Below are 16,617 nucleotides of genomic sequence, written 5' to 3'. Positions count from 1 at the left end.
GCGCAGCATCGTGACGGAGGGGGCGCTCGGCCGCCCAAGAGACGCCCCCTCCGTCACGCCGCGTATTCGCGGCGCGCCACCTCCCCCGCGATGCGGGTGAGGAGGATACGGCGAGGCCCCAACTATCAGTTCAACCCAAGCCTCAAATCCTCTAGACGGATGCCCGTCATGACCGATCTCAACACCCTCGAATCCGACGTGCTGGCCCAGGTGGCCGGCGCGACCGACCTGCAAGCGCTCGACGCCGTCCGCGTGGCCGCCGTCGGCAAGACCGGCTCGATCTCGGGCCTGCTCAAGACCCTGGGCGCGATGAGCCCCGAGGAGCGCAAGACCCAGGGCGCRGCGATCAACGCCCTGCGCGACAAGGTCACCGAGGCCATCGCCCAGAAGAAGGCCGGCCTGGAGGCCGCCGAGCTGGACGCGCGCCTGGCCAGCGAGACCCTGGATCTATCCTTGCCCGCGCCTCACCGCCGCAAGGGCTCCGTCCATCCGACCATGCAGACCATGGACGAGATGGTCGCCATCTTCGCCGAGATGGGCTTCGCCGTGGCCGAGGGCCCGGACATCGAGGACGACTTCCACAACTTCACGGCCCTGAACTTCCCCGAGAAGCACCCGGCCCGCGAGATGCACGACACCTTCTTCTTCAACACCAAGGAGTCGGGCGAGCGCATGCTGCTGCGCACCCACACCAGCCCGGTGCAGGTGCGGACCATGGTGTCGCAAAAGCCGCCGATCCGGATCATCGCGCCGGGCCGCACCTATCGCGTGGACAATGACGCCACCCACACGCCGGTGTTCCACCAGGTCGAGGGTCTGGTGATCGACAAGGGCATCCACATGGGCCACCTGAAGTGGACCCTGGAGACCTTCCTGGCCCGGTTCTTCGAGACCGACGCGGTGACCACCCAGTTCCGGCCGCACCACTTCCCGTTCACCGAGCCGTCGGCCGAGATGGACGTGCAGTGCGACCGCTCGGGCGGCGAGATCAAGATCGGCCAGGGCACGTCGTGGCTCGAGATCCTGGGCTGCGGCATGGTGCATCCCAACGTGCTCCGCGCTTGCGGCATCGATCCGGACGAGTACCAGGGCTTCGCCTTTGGCCTCGGCGTCGATCGCCTGGGCATGCTGAAGTACGGCATGCCGGATCTGCGCGACATGTGGTCGTCGGACGTCCGCTGGCTGGCCCACTACGGCTTCAGCGCCTTTGCCGCGCCGAACCCGGCCTCGGGTCTCAGCTGATGCAGCTGCCCGCCAGCGCCTTCACCGCCGTCGACTGGGACGCCGTCACCCCGACGATTCACCCAGGCGAGACCGGCCAGGCCGAATGGCGCACGCTGAACGTCGGCGACATGCGCCTGCGTCGCGTCGACTATTCGCCCGGCTACCTGGCCGATCACTGGTGCGACCGCGGTCACGTGATCTTCGTGCTGGAAGGCGAACTGACCAGCGAGCTGAAGGATGGTCGCACGACCACCCTGACGGCCGGCATGAGCTATCACGTCTCCGACTTCGGCGACCCCGCCCACCGCTCGTCGACCTTAGTCGGCGCGAAACTGTTCATCGTGGACTGACCCGGATGACCCAGAAGAGCTTCCAACCCGGCGGCCGCCCCGGCCGCATCCCGACCGATCCGATGGCCACGACCTTCGAGAACGTCGACATCTCGCTGTTCGACCTCTATCGCAACAACCTCTGGAACAGCGGCGATCAGGTTCTGAGCGGCCGCACCTTCATCGGCTGCCAGATCGAAGGTCCGGCGGTGATGACGGTTCTGCCCGGCGTTACGTTCGACGGCACGGATTTCGGCCTGACGGACGGCGACATCCGCAACCTCGTCCTGCGCCCCGCCGGTCCGCGAAAGGTCATCGGAACGATCCCCGTTCAGGACTGCAAGTTCATCAACTGTGTCTTCCACGGCGTGGGCTTCACCGGCCCCGAGGCCTTCCTGCAGCAGATCCTGAGCCTGGAAATCGCGAAATGAAGTTCACCCTGTCCTGGCTCAAGGACCACCTTGAGACCACCGCCACCGTCCCCGAGATCGTCGCGGCCATGACCATGGCCGGGCTGGAGGTCGAGCACGTCATCGATCCGGCGACCAAGCTGGCCCCGTTCACGGTCTGCAAGATCGTCGAGGCCGCGCGCCACCCGAACGCCGACCGCCTGCAGGTCTGCCAGGTCGACACCGTCGACGGCCGCAAGGAGATCGTCTGCGGCGCGCCGAACGCCCGTCCGGGCCAGACCACCATCTACGCCCCGATCGGCGCCTATGTGCCCGGCCTGGACGTGACCCTGGTCGAGAAGCCGGTGCGCGGCGTCGTCTCGAACGGCATGCTCTGCTCCGCCGGCGAGCTGGAATACGCCAGCGAGAGCGACGGCATCATGGAGCTGCCCGACGCCTTGCCGGTCGGCGCGCCGGCCGTCGACGCCCTGGGCCTGGAAGCCGTGATCGACTTCGAAGTCACGCCCAACCGCCCCGACTGGCTGGGTGTCGCCGGCATCGCCCGCGACCTGGCCGCCGCCGGTGTCGGCAAGCTGAAGGACCTGTCGATCGCGTCGATCGCCGGAAGCTATCCGTCGCCCATCACCGTCAAGGTCGACGGCGACGCCTGTCCGGTGTTCGCCGGCCGCTATATTCGCGGCGTCAAGAACGGTCCCTCGCCCAAGTGGCTGGCCGACCGCCTGACCGCCATCGGCCTCCGCCCGATCAGCGCCTTGGTCGATATCACCAACCTGATCACCTACGATCGCGCCCGGCCGCTGCACGTCTATGACGCCCACAAGCTGGTCGGGACGCAGATCTCGACCCGCCTGGGCCGCCATGGCCTGCACAGCGACGAGCACCTGATCGCCCTGGACGGCAAGACCTACGAGCTGACCCCCGAGATGTCGGTGATCGCCGACGCCAGCGGGGAACGCCCGATCGGCCTGGGCGGGGTGATGGGCGGCGAAAGCACCGGCTGCTCGGAAGAGACCACCGACGTCTTCGTCGAGAGCGCCTGGTTCGACCCGATCCGCACGGCCCAGACCGGCCGCGCCACCGGCATCGCCAGCGACGCCCAGTACCGCTTCGCCCGGACGGTCGACACGCACTCGCTGGTTCCCGGCATCGAGCTGGCCACCAAGCTGATCCTGGAGCTGTGCGGCGGCGAGCCGTCCGAGATCGTGGTCGCCGGCGAGGCCCCGGCCGCGCCCGGTCCGATCCTGTTCGACCCGGCCTATGTCGGCCAGCTGTCGGGCCTGGAGATCGCGCCCGAGAAGTCGCTGAAGATCCTGACGGACCTCGGCTTCAAGCTGGACGCGCCCAAGGACATCTCGCCGACGGCGTTCGCCACCCACGCCGAGGCGGCCGTCTGCGTGACCCCGCCGACCTTCCGCCGCGACGTCGCCGGCAAGGCCGACCTAGTGGAAGAAGTGGCCCGCATCGCCGGCTACTCCGCCCTGCCCTCGACGCCGCTGCCGGAGGCGCCGCGCGCCGTCGGCGGCGTGCTGACCGCCAAGCAGGCCCGCGCCCGCGTGGCCCGTCGCGCGTTGGCCGCCGCCGGCTATGCCGAGGCGGTGACCTTCAGCTTCACCAGCCGCAAGACCGCCGCGCTGTTCGGCGGCGGCGCGCCCGAGCTGCTGCTGGCCAATCCGATCGCCTCGGAACTGGACTGCATGCGCCCGTCGCTGCTGCCCAACCTGATCGAGGCGGCCGGCCGCAACGCGCGCCAGGGCTTCCCTGACGCCGCGTTGTTCGAGGTGGGCCCGACCTTCCACGGCGACCGCCCGAACGACCAGCGCACCGTGATCTCGGCCATCCTGGTCCAGAAGGCCCCGCGCGGCTGGGACAAGGCGGCGCAAGGCGACGTCTTCACCGTCAAGGCCGACCTGCTGGCCCTGCTGGAAGAGCTGGGCGCGCCCGTCGCCTCGCTACAGACGGCGCAAGGCTCGGCCTCGTCCTGGTGGCACCCCGGCCGCTCGGCGCGCCTGCAGCTGGGCCCCAAGGCGGTGATGGCCGAGTTCGGCGAGATCCACCCGGCGGTGCTGAAGGCCCTGGACGTGGCCGGCCCGGTCTACGGCTTCGAGATCACCCTGGAGGCGATCCCCGAGCCGAAGAAGAAGGCCATCAAGTCGCGCCCGGCCTTCTCGCCCTCGTCCCTGATGCCGCTGACCCGCGACTTCGCCTTCGTGCTCGAAAAGGCCAAGCCGGCCGGCGACCTCGTCAAGGCCGCCGCCGGCGCCGACAAGGCGCTGATCACCGCCGCCCGCGTGTTCGACGTCTATGAAGGCCCCGGCGTGCCCGACGGCTTCAAGTCGGTGGCGGTCGAGGTCGTTGTGCAGCCGCGCGACGCCACCCTCACCGACGCCGAGATCGAGGCCCTGTCGGCCAAGGTCGTGGCGGCGGCCGAGAAGGCCGGCGGCAAGCTGCGGAGCTAACTTCCCTTCTCCCCCTGCGGGAGAAGGTGGCAGCCGCAGGCTGACGGATGAGGGGTCGCGCGAGCGGCCCCTTTTTCGTGCCCAATCGTCTTCGGCGCCCCTCTCCTGCCCGGGAGAGGGCGAGGCTCAGAAGGCCGGCACCACCGCGCCGGCGTACTTCTTCTCCATGAACGCCTTGACGTCCGGGCTGGTCAGGGCCGCGGCCAGCTTCTTGACGCGCGGGTCGTCCTTGTTGTCCGGGCGGCCGACCAGGTAGTTCACATAGGGGCTGGTCTTGTCCTCGATGATCAGCGCGTCCTTGGACGGGTTCAGCTTGGCGTCCAGCGCGTAGTTGGTGTTGATCACCGCCAGGTCGACCTGACCCAGCACGCGCGGCAGGGCCGGCGCCTCCAGCTCCTTGAACTTCAGGTTCTTGGGATTGCCAGTGATGTCGCGGATCGTGGACAGGGCGTTCGTCGGGTCCTTCAAGGTGATCACGCCGTGCTTGGCCAGCAGGATCAGCGACCGCCCCTCGGTGCTGCCGTCGTTGGGGATGGCCACCGTGGCGCCGTTCGGCACTTCGGCGATCGACTTCCACTTGGACGAATAGGCCCCGATGGGCTCGACATGAACGCCCTGGATCGGGATCAGGGTCGTGCCCTTCTCTTTGTTGAAGTTCTCCAGATAGGGCAGCGTCTCGAAATAGCTGACGTCGATGCGCTTCTCGGCCACCTGGGTGTTGGGCTGGACGTAGTCGTTGAAGACCTTGATCTCGAGCTTCAGCCCCTGCGCCGCCAGCTTGGGCTTGATGAACTCCAGCACCTCGGCGTGCGGGATGGCCGTGGCGGCCACGGTCAGGGTGTCGGGCGCGCTGGCCTTGGGGGTCTTGGGGCCGCAGGCGGTGAGCGCCAGCACGGCAAGGCTGAGGGCGACGAAGGCGCGGCGGGCGACCATGAACGGCTCCATAAATCGATCTGACGGGTAGGGTTTTGCCCGGTCAGCGGCGCTAGAGGAAATCAGATTTCCTGGGAGGCCGTCGAGCGCTTGCCGAGACCGCTGCTTCAGATCGCTTGACCCCATCCCCGAACAGGTCGCTTGGATGGGGATGGCCAAGGAAACCGTCCACATCGTGCAAGCCTATATCGCCGGGCGCGGCAAGGGCCTGAAGGCCGAGCAGMAGATCGGCTGCAAGACGGCCGAAGAGGCGCGCCGCAAGGCCGAACGCCTGGCCCCGCTGCGCGAAGGCGTCGTCGCCTTCTCGGCCAGCGCCGACGTCGAGCTGGGCGACTATGACGAGAACCCCGACATCCTGTTCAAGGCCGGCCGCCTGCCGCACCCGTTCGACCAGGCTTAGGACCAGGCTCAACTCGGCGAAACCTCTTTCCCGTGTCATCCCGGCCGGAAGGCCGCGTAGCGGGCTGTAGAGCCGGGACCCAGGGGCCACCGCACTGCGCCGGCCCCTGGGTCCCGGACAAGCGCTTCGCGCTTTCCGGGATGACACGAGTTTGAAGCTTTGATGCTCCAGAGATCCTTCAGTCCCTCGATTGGGTAAAGACCTCAATCCTCGTCGTTCGCCGCTTCCGGCACGTCCGGCAGGCCATGGATGACCCAGTTGGCCACGAAGTCGGGCGTGTCGCCTTCCAGGCTGGTCACGCCCGGTCCGGCCGGCACGATGGCCGAGGTCTGCGGCGGCAGGGTGTAGGTGTCGCCGTCGTGCGCGCCCAGCAGGTCCAGCACGATGCCCTCGTCGAGCGTGGCGTCGATGACCAGGCCGAAGAACTGCTGACGTTCCTGCACGTCCCCGTCGTCGTCCAGGAAGGTCAGGTTCATCAGCAGGGTCTTGCCGATCAGGGTCGCGGCGAAGTCGGCGTCCCAGTGGGCGTCTTCGGGGGTGATGTCGTCGGTCATGTTTTTCCCTACCCCTTCTCCCCTTGCGGGAGAAGGTGTCGGCGAAGCCGACGGATGAGGGGTCGATAGTCCTGTCGGCCTGACGCCCAGAGCCGCCTAACGTCGCGGCGGATCGCGCCTTCGACCCCTCACCCGACCCGCTTCGCGGGCCACCCTCTCCCGCAAGGGGAGAGGGGATTATCTATGCGAAACGCGACGCACCACCGCGTCGCCGACCATTTGCAGCGCCTGGACCAGCACCAGCATCAGCACCACGGTGACGATCATCACGTCGGTCTGGAAACGCTGGTAGCCGAAGCGGATGGCCAGGTCACCCAGGCCGCCCGCCCCCACCACGCCGGCCATGGCGGTGTAGGAAACCAGGGCCACGGCGGTCACGGTCGCGGCGGCCACCAGGCCCGGCAGGGCCTCGGGCAGCAGCGCGCCCAGCACCACCTGCCGCCGCTTGGCGCCCATGGCGAAACTGGCTTCGATCACGCCCCTGTCGACCTCGCGCAGGGCCGTCTCGACCAGGCGGGCGAAGAACGGGGCCGCGCCCACCACCAGCGGCGGAATGGCCCCGGCCACGCCCAGCGAGGTGCCGACCAGGGCCACGGTCAGCGGGATCATCACGATCAGCAGGATGACGAACGGCACCGAGCGCAGGATGTTGACCAGCAGCGACAGCGCGCCGTTGGCCAGACGGTTCTCCAGCATCTGGCCCTTGCCGGTCAGGAACAGGACGACGCCCAGCGGCAGGCCCAGGGCGATGGTCAGCACCATCGAGCCGCCCAGCATGGCCAGGGTGTCGACGGTAGCCTGGCCGATCTCGCTCCAATCTACATTGGCGAAGGCGATGTTCGAGACGCTCATCGGGCGGTCTCCCCGGAAAGGTCGTCGACGCGCACGCCGGCGGCCTGGAACTGGGCGATGGCGGCGCCGATGTCGCCGCCGGTCAGGGCCAGGGTCAGCTGGCCATAGGGCGTCTCGCGCAGGCGGTGGATGCGCCCGCCCAGGATCGAATAGTCGACGCCGGTGGTCCGGGCCACCTCGCCCAGCACCGGCTTGTAGGTTGCCTCACCCTTGAAGGTCAGGCGCACCACGCGCCCCGCCAGGGCGGCGTCGGCGGCCGGTTCGCCATCCGCTTCGCGAACGAAACGCCGGGCGGTGTCGCTGGCCGGATGCAGGAAGACGTCCTCGACGGCCCCCGTCTCGACCACGCGGCCAGCCTCCAGCACGGCGACGCGGTCGCAAACGCGGCGGACCACGTCCATCTCGTGGGTGATCAGCACGATGGTCAGGCCCAACTCGCGGTTCAGGCCCGAGACCAGGTCGAGGATCTGCTCGGTGGTCTCCGGATCCAGCGCGCTGGTCGCCTCGTCGCAGAGCAGGATCTTGGGGCCGGTGGCCAGGGCCCGGGCGATGCCGACCCGCTGCTTCTGGCCGCCCGACAGCTGGGCCGGGAACTTGTCGGCATGGGCGGTCAGGCCGACCCGCTCCAACAGCTCGGCGGTGCGGGCCTTGACCTCGGCGGCCGGACGGCCGGCCAGCTTCAGCGGGAAGGCGACGTTCTGGGCGACGGTCTTGCCCGACAGCAGGTTGAAGTGCTGGAAGATCATCCCGACCCGGCGGCGCAGGGCCCGCAGGCCGTCGACGCCCAGAGCCGCCACGTCGTCGCCGTCGACCACCACGCGGCCGCCGGTCGGCGTCTCCAGGCCGTTGATCAGCCGGATCAGGGTCGACTTGCCCGCGCCCGACGCGCCGATCACGCCGAACACCTCGCCGGCCTTCACCGACAGCGAGACCGCGCTGAGCGCGGCATTGCCGCCGGCCATGTAGGTCTTGGAAACGGCCTCGAAGGCGATCACGTCGAGATGGTCCTGTGATTTTCCGAGCGCTGCACTTAGGCGTTCGCGGCCGGATAGTCGACACCCAGCCGCGTGAACCCTACGGCCGACGCGCCACCGCCCCGCCCTTCATCACGAACACCGGCTTTTCCAGGGTCGTCACGTCGGCCAGCGGATCGCCCGCCACCGCGATCATGTCGCCATAGCGGCCGACGGTCACCTGGCCGACGTCCTTGCTCCAGCCCAGGGCCTCGGCGGCGGTGATCGTCGCGGCCTGGATCGCCTGTAGCGGCGTGGCGCCATAGCGGACCATCACCGCGAACTGCTTGGCGTTGTCGCCGTGCGGATAGACCCCGGCGTCGGTGCCGTAGATCATCTTCACCCCGGCCTTCAGCGCCTTCTTGAAGTTCTGGCGCTGGACCTCGCCGATGTCGCGATCCTTGCGGAGGTTGTCCTCCAGCACGCCGTTCTTCTTGCCCTCGGCCTGGGTGTAGTCGGTGTTGTAGATGTCCATCGAGAAGTAGGTCCCGTGCTGGACCGCCAGCTTGATCCCCTCGTCGTCGACCAGGCTGGCGTGCTCGATGGTGTCGATGCCCGCCTTGATCGCCTCGCGGATGCCCGCCGCGCCGTGGGCGTGGGCGGCGACCTTGATGCCGGCCATGTGCGCCTCGTCGGCGATGGCGTGCATCTCGTCATAGGTCAGTTGCTGCTGCCCCGGCTCGTCGCCGCGCGAGAACACGCCGCCCGTGGCGCAGATCTTGATCACTTGGGCGCCGTACTTCTTCAGGGTCCGGACGACCTTGCGCGCCTCGTCGGGGCTGTCGAGGTTGTAGGGGCTCTTCTCGTCCATCGACGGCGGGAAGAAGGTCGAGTCGCAGTGGCCGCCGGTCGCGCCGATCGCATAGGCGGCCGTGACCACGCGCGGCCCCGGCACATAGCCCCCGTCGATCGCCTCACGCAGGCCGACGTCATCGAACTCGGCCGAGCCGACGTTGCGGATGGTGGTGAAGCCGGCCTCCAGCGTCTTCTTGGCGTTGGCGACCTGGACCACGCTCCAGAAGCGGTCGCTGTATTGCAGGCTGTTGTAGCCGCCGATCTCGGCCAGGCCGTCGATGTGGGTGTGCATGTCGATCAGGCCCGGCAGCAGGGTCGCGCCGGGCAGGTCGATCGCCGTGGCCCCGGCCGGGACCGCGTCGCCCTTCTTGCCGATGCTGGTGATCCGCCCGTCGGTGACGATCACCAGCGGGTTGTCGACATACTTGCCCGTCGCCACGTCGAGCAGGCGCGCGGCGCTGACCGCCTCCACCTCGGCGGCGCCCGCGGCGAAAGCCGAAGAGCCCACCAGCAGACCCGCGACCAGCGCCGCGGCCTTGATCCCCTTACCCATGCGATCCGTCCCCTTCAGACTTGGCCCACCCTAAACTTGAGCAGGGGACGCTAGCACGCGAGGACGGGCCGTCGAGCCTCAGTTCGGGGTGACCGGGCTGCCCGACTGCATCACCTCCTGGGCGCGCTGGGCCATGCTTCGCTGCGCCTTGCGCTGGTCGGCGGTCGTGCAGACCTTCACCGGGAAGTGGCTGCCGGTCGGGATCTCCTTGCGGCAGACCAGGCCGTCCTTCTTCTTGTCGGCGACGGGCGCGGCCATCTCCGTGGACGCGGACTGGGTCGCCGGTTGTTCGGCGGTCGCCGCGGAAGTCGCTTGAGCTGAAACAGACGTCGCCATGGCCAAGGCCAGTATGGCGACGGACGCGAAAAGACGCATGACACCCTCTAGGTCACTGAAAACGCCGCGATAGGGCAAGGCGCGGCGGAACAGGTCAAGTTACGACGTCTTCATCCGCGACGAAACCGGACGTTGAGGCGCTCAAACCCCGGCGGTCTTCATCCGCCGAGGCGGGCGCCTTCGAACCGTGCAAATCGAAAGCTTGGCAATATATAGATTTAGTATCCACGGAACCTATATCCGACATCTCCGCTATTCCCACAGTTTCGCTTAGATAACTTGACCATGACCTCCCCGAAACTGTGAATCCCACGGAGATTTCACCATGAAGAATAGCAAAGCTGTTCTTATTGCGGCCGCAATTGGCACGCTGACGCTTGGCGGCGCTCATGCCGCGCTGGCTCAATCGGATCCGCAAGTCCTGTCCGACAAGGCCCTCTACAATATGGCCCAGGGCGACAACTGGATCGGCACCAACCTGCAAAAGCGCGTCGTCGCCGCCGCGCCGACGATCCAAAACCGCTTCAACCTGGCCACGGGCTATCAGCGCACCGGTCGCCTCGATACCGCCAAGACGCAGTACCAGGCCCTGGCCAACGAAGGCGAAGGCACGGTCATGGAGCAAGGCTGGCGCAGCCGGAACTTCGACGTCGGCCTCGAGTCCGCCGATCGCCTGCTCTACATCGACTGGCTGCAGAACGGCGCGCGCCGCGGTTCGGGCGCCGCCTCGGTCGAGGCCGCCGGCACGAACGTCTCGGCCACCGTCGGCGGTACGGGCGAGTACGAAGTCACCGACGAACAGGCCCGCGCCCTGGACCGCCAGGCCCGCGCCCAATAACGGCCCTATCCCGCCGCCCCGCCTCGACCCCGGCCAGCCGATGGCTTATGGGGTCGAGGATACGGGGACGTGGCGGAATCGGTAGACGCGCCGGACTTAAAATCCGTTGGAGTAATCCGTGTGGGTTCGAGTCCCACCGTCCCTACCAGAATCGGGCCCTACCAGAATTGGGTCCGCCAAGCTTCGCCGTTCGCGCGAGACCTGATGCTCAGGCCCATCGACTCGCGTAGCCTCGCGGCATGGCCGATGTCGCCCCATCGCCGATCGAGCGGATCGCCCGCCTGACGCCGCGCGAGCGCGAATGCCTGACCTTGGTCGGGCGCGGCTTTTCTTCCAAGGAAATCGCCCAGCGGCTGGGCATCTCGCCAGCCAGCGTGGACGTGCGCGTCGGCAAGGCCTGCGAGCGCCTGGGCGTCACCACTCGGCGCGAGGCCGCGCGGCTGCTGACCGCCGCCCAAGATCCCCAAGGCGAGGCCCCCGCCGGGCATAGTGATTTTCCCGCCTACGAAACATCCCCACTGACGCCGGCGGCCCGCTCGCCCTCCCCTGACGACCACAAGGGGGAGTGGCATGAACCAGGCGCCAGCCAACGATACGGGAGCGACCCCGGTGATGACGCCCGCGATCCGCGAGGCGTCACGCCAGGCCGTCGACACCCGTCGCTTCCGGACGCGGTTTCCACCGCAGTCGGGGATGAAACACGATCTGCCGAGGATGACGTGGGAACACCTTCAGCGACAGCTTACCGACCTTTCGCCCTGCACCTCGGAAGAGGTGGCGGCGATGCTGCGTCCGTTGAAACGGGCCAGCGCCGGCAAGCCGCCCGAGATGGTCTTGCGCGAACTTTTGATCGTGGTGGCGATCCTGCTGGACGAAGCCCCCCGCCTGGATGGCGAGGGAGGCTCAACCATGATCTAGGGCCCTTCTCGAACCTGGCCGTGATGGCGCTGTTCGCCATCGTGGCCGCCATCCTGATCAGCGGCCTGCTGATGGCGGCGCATAGTTTCCTGATCGCCATCCAAGACTGGCTGTGGCGCGTCTTCGCCCACCACCGCTGACCTTTCCGACAATCGAATGAGACAGCAACGCGCCGGGGCACGCCGGCGCGGCGGGAGAGCCTTGCATGCAACGCAAGATCATCGGGGCGCGCGTCGCCCAGCAACTGTTCGCCGTGGAGACCGCGGTCGAGACCACCTACGGGGCCATGGCCCAGTTCGCCGGCCTGCTGGCCAGCGCCCGGACCGAGGCCAATCTTTCGGCCGTCTACGGCCAGGAGGTCATGGAGGACGTCAACGCGGCCATGGCCCACCTGCTCCAAGCCCGCCGGGCCCTGGTCAAGGCCCACGGCGGCCTCGCCGAGGTCCGCGACCAGGTCGGCCTGCGCCACATAGCCTTCGGGGTGCAGGACAAACCACCGATGGAGGAGTCCACCGGACGACTTCGCGTGGTGGGGGAATAAGCATTTATCTGAGAAATGGGCGTTCCTAGACGCCTCGACTCTCATCAGGATCACGGCGGCGTCACGTAGGACGGAGGCCGCCGTGTTCCATCAGCTGCTCGGCCAGGCGTTCCTGGCCCTGATGCTCCTCGTCTGCGGCTGGGCCCTCTGGCGCGGCGACAAGCCCGAACGCCTGGCCGCCGCCGCGATGGTCGCCGCCTGGATCGGCACCTCGTTCGTCCTGGACCGCCGCTTCAAGGACATTCAGTGGGCCACCCTGGGCGTGGACTTCGCCCTGCTGGCCGTGTTGGTCGGCCTGTCGCTGGTCTTTCGCCGCCGCTGGTTGCTGGCGGCCAGTGGCTTCCATCTGCTAGGGGTCGCCACGCACGGCGCGATGATCATCGACCCCAAGGTTCAAGCCACGCCCTATATCGTCGCCCTCGGCGTCTGGAGCTGCGCCACCGTGGCCAGCCTGGCCGTCGGCATGGTCGCCCTCACCCGTTCCCGCGCGGCCGCTCGATGAGCCGCTTCCTCCCCCAACCGTTGCGTCCGAGTATCTGACCATGGCCGAAGACAAGACCCCCGATCCCGTCGACATCCACGTGGGCCGCCGCCTGCGCATGCGCCGCAAGGACCTGGGCTATTCCCAGCAGGCCCTGGCGGACGCGCTGGGCCTGACCTTCCAGCAGGTGCAGAAGTACGAGGGCGGCTCCAACCGGATCAGCGCCAGCAAGCTGCACGCCACGGCGATGTTCCTGAAGACGCCGATCGGCTTCTTCTTCGAGGGCCTGGACGATCCGGAAGGCGCCGACACCACCGCCGCCGACCTGGCCAACGAGATGGCCGACTTCTGGTCCCTGCCCGGTGGCCCCGACCTGGCCCGCGCCTACGCCACCATCCAGTCGACCGGCATGCGCAAGCACCTGGTCGATCTGGCCAAGGCGGTGGCGGGCGAGGAGTAGGGAGGGCCTACCCCGCCTCCGCCAGCAGCTCGATGTTGCTGGCCCCGGCCTCGGTCAGGGCGGTGATCAGTTCGGCGACGGCGGCGTCCAGTTCCTCGGCGTCGCGGCCGCGCAGGACCAGGTTGGCGCCGTAGACGTCCGGCGGGGCGAAGAACGGATAGCTGCCCAGCGACATGTCCGGGTGGGCCTTGGCCACCGCCTCCAGCGGCGCGGCGATCGTGCCCTCGCCGGTACCGGTGACCCGCACGGTCTTGGCTAGCACCACAGCGCCCGTGCGTAGGCGGGGACCGACGTCCTCCAGCATGCCGCGCATGATCGCCGGCACGCCCGCCAGCACGAAGACGTTGTCCTTCTGGAAGCCGGGCGGGCCCTGGACCGGGTTCTTCACCAGGCTGCCACCCTCGGGCACGTGGGCCATCCGGCGGCGGGCGGCGTTGGGCTCGCCCCAGCGTTCGCGCAGCATGGCCATGATCTCGGGATGCTCGGGCGCGGTCACGCCAAAGGCCTTGGCGATCGAGTCGGCGGTGATGTCGTCGTGGGTCGGGCCGATGCCGCCGGTGGTGATCACGTAGTCGTAGCGGGTCCGCAGGGCGTTGACCGCGTCGACGATCTCCTGCTCGACATCGGGCACCACCCGCGCCTCGCACAGGTCGACGCCATAGGCGGCCAGGTACCTGGCGATCGCCGAGAGGTTCACGTCCTGGGTGCGGCCCGAGAGGATCTCGTCGCCGATGATCAGCACGGCGGCCGTGACGCGCTCGCCCGTTCCGCCCTGGGTGGTCGCCATCGCTTGGATCCCTTAAACCGCTTGTCGTTCCGCTTCCGACTTAGGCTCCGCATGCTGCTCCCGCAACCGCTCGTTCATGGCCGGCTGGTCAGTCGCTACAAGCGCTTCTTCGCGGACCTGGTGCTGGACGACGGGCGCGAGATCACCGCCCACTGCCCCAATCCAGGGGCCATGCTGGGCGTGCGCGAACCGGGCCAAGGCGCATGGGTGTCGTGGTCGGACGATCCCAAGCGCAAGCTGGCCTGGACCCTGCAGTTGGTCGAGCAGGGCAATGCTCTGGTGGGCATAGACACCCTGCTGCCCAACCGCCTCGTCGCCGAGGCCCTGGCCCAAGGCGCGATCCCGGAGCTCGCCGGCTACGAGACCATCCGCCCCGAGGTGAAGTACGCCGAAGCCAGCCGCGTCGACTTCCTGCTGACCCATCCCGAGCGCCCGCCATGCTGGCTGGAGGTCAAGAACTGCCACTTCTCGCGCACGCCGGGCCTGGCCGAGTTCCCCGACTGCAAGGCCGAACGCTCGACCCGCCACCTCGCCGACCTCGCCGCCCAGGTCGCCGAGGGCCACCGCGCGGTCGTGCTGTTCGTCGTCCAGCGCGAGGACTGCGAGGAGTTTAGCGCGTGCGCCGACCTTGATCCGGCCTTCGCGCGGGGGCTGGACGCGGCGGCCAAGGCGGGCGTGGAGGTGCTGGTCTATGCGTGCGCGATGAGCACGGAGACGATCCGGATCGCGCGGCGGATCACTTGGCTGGCCGAGCCCTAGAGGCTTGCCCCTCTTGGACAGGCTGATAAACTAGAGCGCGAGTTGGCGGTGGGGCGCATGTTTTCTTCAAGAGTTCTGATCGGCGCCCTTGCGCTGGGCGCGACCGCGACGGCCTCTCTGGCGTGGGCTCAATTCGGCACCGCCAACTATGGCGACGTATGGCTAGAATCGTCCGCGACCCAGAGGGCGACTCTCTTCGACAACTACATCGGAGATCTTCGTCTTCGGGCTCAACCGTCTTCCGGCGATCACCCGATGATTGCTCGTTACAAGGTCAACCAGCTCGCATGTCTCGATAGCGGGAAGGTCGATTTCGGCGCCGTCAACAAGGTCGTGGGCCAGTATTACGCCCATCCCCGCTTCAAGTGCGTGACGCCGGAGATCGTTAGTTCCATCGCCATCGAATCCATCTGCCGGCCCTATCTGAGCAGGGATCCTGGCTACATGCTCTCCCCCTTGCCCGCGCCTTGCCCGTAGGCATCTCCGCAAGAATAGTCCGCTCACCTAACAGCGATTTAAGCTGCAATCCTCGCCGGCTCCGCTACCCATGCGCTGCTCGCGCGTGAGGGGATCGCATGAAGAAGACCGTCCTGGCTGTCGCCCTGTTGGCGCTTGCGTTGTCAGGCTGCGGCCGCGCCGATCCCAACAAGCCCGAGAGCGGCTTCATGACCGGCCTGCGGGCGGTCTTCGCGTTCAAGGCCTGCACCGGCGAGCTCGAGGAACGCTTCGGCCTGAAGACGGTCAACAGCGTCACCTCCAACGACATGAACCCGGTGCCGGCTGGCCGGCCGGGCGAGTGGGATGTCAAGTTCACCGCCGACGTCACCGAGAAGGAAACCGGCCGGGTCACGCGCTACAAGGGCGTCTGCCACGTGCGGCGCGATCGGCCGACCATGCTGGACGCCGCCTTCGTCAAGGAGGTCCGGCCCGCGACCAACACCGTGCGGCGGATCACCCCTTGAGGCCTTGCGGGCGCGCGGCGGTTGAAAATCCGTGCTATGGTCGCGACATACGCCTTTCGTTTGACCTCATCGCCGCTGGCAGCGGCGGCGACCGCTGAGTAGAGCATGACCTTGGACAACGCCCTCGAGATCGAAGCCGAGACCCGCACGGGCCAGATCAAGATCCACAAGTCGGAAGACTTCGAAGGCATGCGCAAGGCCGGYAAGCTGGCGGCCGAGTGCCTGGACATGCTGATCCCGCACGTCCAGCCGGGTGTCTCGTCGGACGAGCTGGACCGGCTGGCCCGCGAGTTCATCCTCGACCACAAGGCCCTGCCCGCCTGCCTCTACTATCGCGGCTATCCCAAGACGGTCTGCATCTCGCGCAACCACGTGGTCTGCCACGGCATCCCCGGCGACTGGAACCTGAAGGAAGGCGACATCGTCAATATCGACGTGACCGTCATCGTCGACGGCTGGCATGGCGACACCTCGCGGATGTACGGCGTCGGCGAGGTCGGGCCGCGCGCCCGCCGCCTGGTCGAGATCACCTATGAAGGCATGAAGCGCGGCCTGGACGCGGTGAAGCCCGGCGCGACGCTGGGCGACATCGGCCACGCCATCCAGAGCTATGTCGAGGCCCAGCGCTGCAGCGTGGTCCGCGACTTCTGCGGCCACGGCCTGGGCAAGGTGTTCCATGACGCGCCGAACATCCTGCACTTTGGCCGTCCAGGCCAAGGCGCGGTGCTGAAGCCGGGCATGTTCTTCACCGTCGAGCCGATGGTGAACCTGGGCAAGCCGGCCGTGAAGGTGCTGAACGACGGCTGGACCGCCGTGACCCGCGACAAGTCGCTGTCGGCCCAGTGCGAGCACTCGATCGGCGTGACCGAAGACGGCTACGAGGTCTTCACCGCCTCGCCGACGGGCCTGTTCCAGCCGCCGATCCTGGGCTGACCCTTGCGCGGATAGGTTGACGCGCGTTCACCCGCCATCAATGATGGACGGATGCAGGCATCCGCGCGCACGAACCGACAGCT

21 protein-coding genes, 1 tRNA gene and 3 pseudogenes are annotated in these 16,617 nt (G+C 67.9%); 18 read left to right on the top strand and 7 right to left on the bottom strand.

What is annotated here, in order from left to right:
* Positions 1-41: 41 nt before the first annotated feature.
* The 5 genes and pseudogenes from AC1DSO_RS07320 to pheT form a co-directional block, all read left to right on the top strand.
* Positions 42-104, top strand: a pseudogene (locus AC1DSO_RS07320) (hypothetical protein); the annotation flags it as partial.
* Between the two features lie 64 nt (positions 105-168).
* Positions 169-1,242 carry a phenylalanine--tRNA ligase subunit alpha gene (gene pheS, locus AC1DSO_RS07315; protein WP_477068210.1) on the top strand — a complete coding sequence of 358 codons (1,074 nt, stop codon included), beginning with the start codon at positions 169-171 and terminating at the stop codon, positions 1,240-1,242.
* On the top strand, positions 1,242-1,574 hold the full coding sequence (locus AC1DSO_RS07310; protein ID WP_477068209.1) for a DHCW motif cupin fold protein: 333 nt from the start codon (positions 1,242-1,244) through the stop codon (positions 1,572-1,574). The genes pheS and AC1DSO_RS07310 overlap by 1 nt, the downstream gene beginning before the upstream one ends.
* Before the next feature lie 5 nt (positions 1,575-1,579).
* Complete coding sequence (locus tag AC1DSO_RS07305; protein WP_477068208.1) at positions 1,580-1,984, top strand: hypothetical protein; 405 nt, start codon at positions 1,580-1,582, stop codon at positions 1,982-1,984.
* Positions 1,981-4,419: a phenylalanine--tRNA ligase subunit beta gene (gene pheT / locus AC1DSO_RS07300; protein ID WP_477068207.1), complete on the top strand. Its 2,439-nt coding sequence runs from the start codon at positions 1,981-1,983 to the stop codon at positions 4,417-4,419. The genes AC1DSO_RS07305 and pheT overlap by 4 nt, the downstream gene beginning before the upstream one ends.
* Before the next feature lie 126 nt (positions 4,420-4,545).
* On the opposite strand, the gene AC1DSO_RS07295 is transcribed toward pheT, so the two are convergent.
* Positions 4,546-5,364 carry a MetQ/NlpA family ABC transporter substrate-binding protein gene (locus AC1DSO_RS07295; protein ID WP_477068206.1) on the bottom strand — a complete coding sequence of 273 codons (819 nt, stop codon included), beginning with the start codon at positions 5,362-5,364 and terminating at the stop codon, positions 4,546-4,548.
* A 139-nt stretch (positions 5,365-5,503) separates the two neighbouring features.
* Here AC1DSO_RS07295 and AC1DSO_RS07290 point away from each other — a divergent pair, with 139 nt between their 5' ends.
* Entirely contained in the window at positions 5,504-5,752 is a 249-nt protein-coding gene (locus AC1DSO_RS07290) for a hypothetical protein (RefSeq protein ID WP_477068205.1), read from the top strand.
* Between the two features lie 70 nt (positions 5,753-5,822).
* A pseudogene (locus AC1DSO_RS07285) lies at positions 5,823-5,915 on the top strand (hypothetical protein); the annotation flags it as partial.
* A 40-nt stretch (positions 5,916-5,955) separates the two neighbouring features.
* Here the strand turns inward: AC1DSO_RS07285 and AC1DSO_RS07280 are convergent.
* The 5 genes from AC1DSO_RS07280 to AC1DSO_RS07260 form a co-directional block, all read right to left on the bottom strand.
* Positions 5,956-6,306, bottom strand: coding sequence for a hypothetical protein (locus tag AC1DSO_RS07280; protein ID WP_477068204.1), 351 nt, complete (start codon positions 6,304-6,306; stop codon positions 5,956-5,958).
* A 177-nt stretch (positions 6,307-6,483) separates the two neighbouring features.
* Positions 6,484-7,158: a methionine ABC transporter permease gene (locus AC1DSO_RS07275; protein ID WP_477068203.1), complete on the bottom strand. Its 675-nt coding sequence runs from the start codon at positions 7,156-7,158 to the stop codon at positions 6,484-6,486.
* Positions 7,155-8,153 (bottom strand): methionine ABC transporter ATP-binding protein, encoded by a 999-nt coding sequence (locus AC1DSO_RS07270; RefSeq protein ID WP_477068202.1) that lies wholly within the window; start codon positions 8,151-8,153, stop codon positions 7,155-7,157. The genes AC1DSO_RS07275 and AC1DSO_RS07270 overlap by 4 nt, the downstream gene beginning before the upstream one ends.
* Before the next feature lie 79 nt (positions 8,154-8,232).
* On the bottom strand, positions 8,233-9,519 hold the full coding sequence (locus AC1DSO_RS07265) for a Xaa-Pro dipeptidase (protein ID WP_477068201.1): 1,287 nt from the start codon (positions 9,517-9,519) through the stop codon (positions 8,233-8,235).
* 78 nt (positions 9,520-9,597) lie between these two features.
* Entirely contained in the window at positions 9,598-9,894 is a 297-nt protein-coding gene (locus AC1DSO_RS07260) for a hypothetical protein (protein WP_477068200.1), read from the bottom strand.
* A 286-nt stretch (positions 9,895-10,180) separates the two neighbouring features.
* Here AC1DSO_RS07260 and AC1DSO_RS07255 point away from each other — a divergent pair, with 286 nt between their 5' ends.
* From AC1DSO_RS07255 to AC1DSO_RS07225, 7 genes and pseudogenes are all read left to right on the top strand, one after another.
* Positions 10,181-10,693, top strand: coding sequence for a hypothetical protein (locus AC1DSO_RS07255; RefSeq protein ID WP_477068199.1), 513 nt, complete (start codon positions 10,181-10,183; stop codon positions 10,691-10,693).
* A gap of 63 nt (positions 10,694-10,756) precedes the next feature.
* Positions 10,757-10,841 (top strand) — tRNA-Leu (locus AC1DSO_RS07250).
* 91 nt (positions 10,842-10,932) lie between these two features.
* A pseudogene (locus tag AC1DSO_RS07245) lies at positions 10,933-11,076 on the top strand (helix-turn-helix domain-containing protein); the annotation flags it as partial.
* A 229-nt stretch (positions 11,077-11,305) separates the two neighbouring features.
* The gene (locus tag AC1DSO_RS07240) at positions 11,306-11,611 is read left to right on the top strand and encodes a hypothetical protein (RefSeq protein ID WP_477068214.1); all 306 of its coding nucleotides are present in this window, start codon (positions 11,306-11,308) and stop codon (positions 11,609-11,611) included.
* A 205-nt stretch (positions 11,612-11,816) separates the two neighbouring features.
* A complete protein-coding gene (locus AC1DSO_RS07235) occupies positions 11,817-12,152 on the top strand; it encodes a hypothetical protein (RefSeq protein ID WP_477068198.1) in 336 nt (111 codons plus the stop codon).
* An 82-nt stretch (positions 12,153-12,234) separates the two neighbouring features.
* The gene (locus AC1DSO_RS07230) at positions 12,235-12,654 is read left to right on the top strand and encodes a hypothetical protein (RefSeq protein ID WP_477068197.1); all 420 of its coding nucleotides are present in this window, start codon (positions 12,235-12,237) and stop codon (positions 12,652-12,654) included.
* A gap of 40 nt (positions 12,655-12,694) precedes the next feature.
* Positions 12,695-13,093, top strand: coding sequence for a helix-turn-helix domain-containing protein (locus tag AC1DSO_RS07225; RefSeq protein WP_047407319.1), 399 nt, complete (start codon positions 12,695-12,697; stop codon positions 13,091-13,093).
* A gap of 7 nt (positions 13,094-13,100) precedes the next feature.
* Here the strand turns inward: AC1DSO_RS07225 and AC1DSO_RS07220 are convergent, their stop codons facing one another.
* Positions 13,101-13,880: a competence/damage-inducible protein A gene (locus AC1DSO_RS07220; protein WP_477068196.1), complete on the bottom strand. Its 780-nt coding sequence runs from the start codon at positions 13,878-13,880 to the stop codon at positions 13,101-13,103.
* Positions 13,881-13,931: 51 nt separating this feature from the next.
* On the opposite strand from AC1DSO_RS07220, the gene sfsA reads away from it, so the two are divergent.
* From sfsA to map, 4 genes are all read left to right on the top strand, one after another.
* Positions 13,932-14,639 (top strand): DNA/RNA nuclease SfsA, encoded by a 708-nt coding sequence (gene sfsA, locus AC1DSO_RS07215; protein WP_477068195.1) that lies wholly within the window; start codon positions 13,932-13,934, stop codon positions 14,637-14,639.
* Positions 14,640-14,681: 42 nt separating this feature from the next.
* Positions 14,682-15,116, top strand: a complete 435-nt coding sequence (locus AC1DSO_RS07210) for a hypothetical protein (RefSeq protein WP_477068194.1) — start codon at positions 14,682-14,684, stop codon at positions 15,114-15,116.
* Positions 15,117-15,214: 98 nt separating this feature from the next.
* Positions 15,215-15,601 carry a hypothetical protein gene (locus AC1DSO_RS07205; RefSeq protein WP_477068193.1) on the top strand — a complete coding sequence of 129 codons (387 nt, stop codon included), beginning with the start codon at positions 15,215-15,217 and terminating at the stop codon, positions 15,599-15,601.
* Between the two features lie 105 nt (positions 15,602-15,706).
* Positions 15,707-16,534, top strand: a complete 828-nt coding sequence (gene map, locus AC1DSO_RS07200; protein WP_477068192.1) for a type I methionyl aminopeptidase — start codon at positions 15,707-15,709, stop codon at positions 16,532-16,534.
* Positions 16,535-16,617: the final 83 nt, after the last annotated feature.

The organism is Caulobacter sp. P4_E5, from assembly GCF_056401555.1.
The sequence above is the reverse complement of the archived record's forward strand: the minus strand, read 5'-3'. Positions and strand labels throughout refer to the sequence as shown.

Excerpts from the sequence above, each read along its gene's own strand:
- AC1DSO_RS07205 (WP_477068193.1), top strand. The coding sequence starts at position 15,215 with ATGAAGAAGACCGTCCTGGCTGTCGCCCTGTTGGCGCTTGCGTTGTCA.
- AC1DSO_RS07235 (WP_477068198.1), top strand. The coding sequence starts at position 11,817 with ATGCAACGCAAGATCATCGGGGCGCGCGTCGCCCAGCAACTGTTCGCC.
- pheT (WP_477068207.1), top strand. The coding sequence starts at position 1,981 with ATGAAGTTCACCCTGTCCTGGCTCAAGGACCACCTTGAGACCACCGCC.
- AC1DSO_RS07260 (WP_477068200.1), bottom strand. The coding sequence starts at position 9,894 with ATGCGTCTTTTCGCGTCCGTCGCCATACTGGCCTTGGCCATGGCGACG.
- AC1DSO_RS07310 (WP_477068209.1), top strand. The coding sequence starts at position 1,242 with ATGCAGCTGCCCGCCAGCGCCTTCACCGCCGTCGACTGGGACGCCGTC.
- sfsA (WP_477068195.1), top strand. The coding sequence starts at position 13,932 with ATGCTGCTCCCGCAACCGCTCGTTCATGGCCGGCTGGTCAGTCGCTAC.
- AC1DSO_RS07255 (WP_477068199.1), top strand. The coding sequence starts at position 10,181 with ATGAAGAATAGCAAAGCTGTTCTTATTGCGGCCGCAATTGGCACGCTG.
- AC1DSO_RS07305 (WP_477068208.1), top strand. The coding sequence starts at position 1,580 with ATGACCCAGAAGAGCTTCCAACCCGGCGGCCGCCCCGGCCGCATCCCG.
- AC1DSO_RS07295 (WP_477068206.1), bottom strand. The coding sequence starts at position 5,364 with ATGGAGCCGTTCATGGTCGCCCGCCGCGCCTTCGTCGCCCTCAGCCTT.
- AC1DSO_RS07220 (WP_477068196.1), bottom strand. The coding sequence starts at position 13,880 with ATGGCGACCACCCAGGGCGGAACGGGCGAGCGCGTCACGGCCGCCGTG.
- AC1DSO_RS07280 (WP_477068204.1), bottom strand. The coding sequence starts at position 6,306 with ATGACCGACGACATCACCCCCGAAGACGCCCACTGGGACGCCGACTTC.
- AC1DSO_RS07240 (WP_477068214.1), top strand. The coding sequence starts at position 11,306 with ATGACGCCCGCGATCCGCGAGGCGTCACGCCAGGCCGTCGACACCCGT.
- AC1DSO_RS07265 (WP_477068201.1), bottom strand. The coding sequence starts at position 9,519 with ATGGGTAAGGGGATCAAGGCCGCGGCGCTGGTCGCGGGTCTGCTGGTG.
- AC1DSO_RS07225 (WP_047407319.1), top strand. The coding sequence starts at position 12,695 with ATGGCCGAAGACAAGACCCCCGATCCCGTCGACATCCACGTGGGCCGC.
- AC1DSO_RS07275 (WP_477068203.1), bottom strand. The coding sequence starts at position 7,158 with ATGAGCGTCTCGAACATCGCCTTCGCCAATGTAGATTGGAGCGAGATC.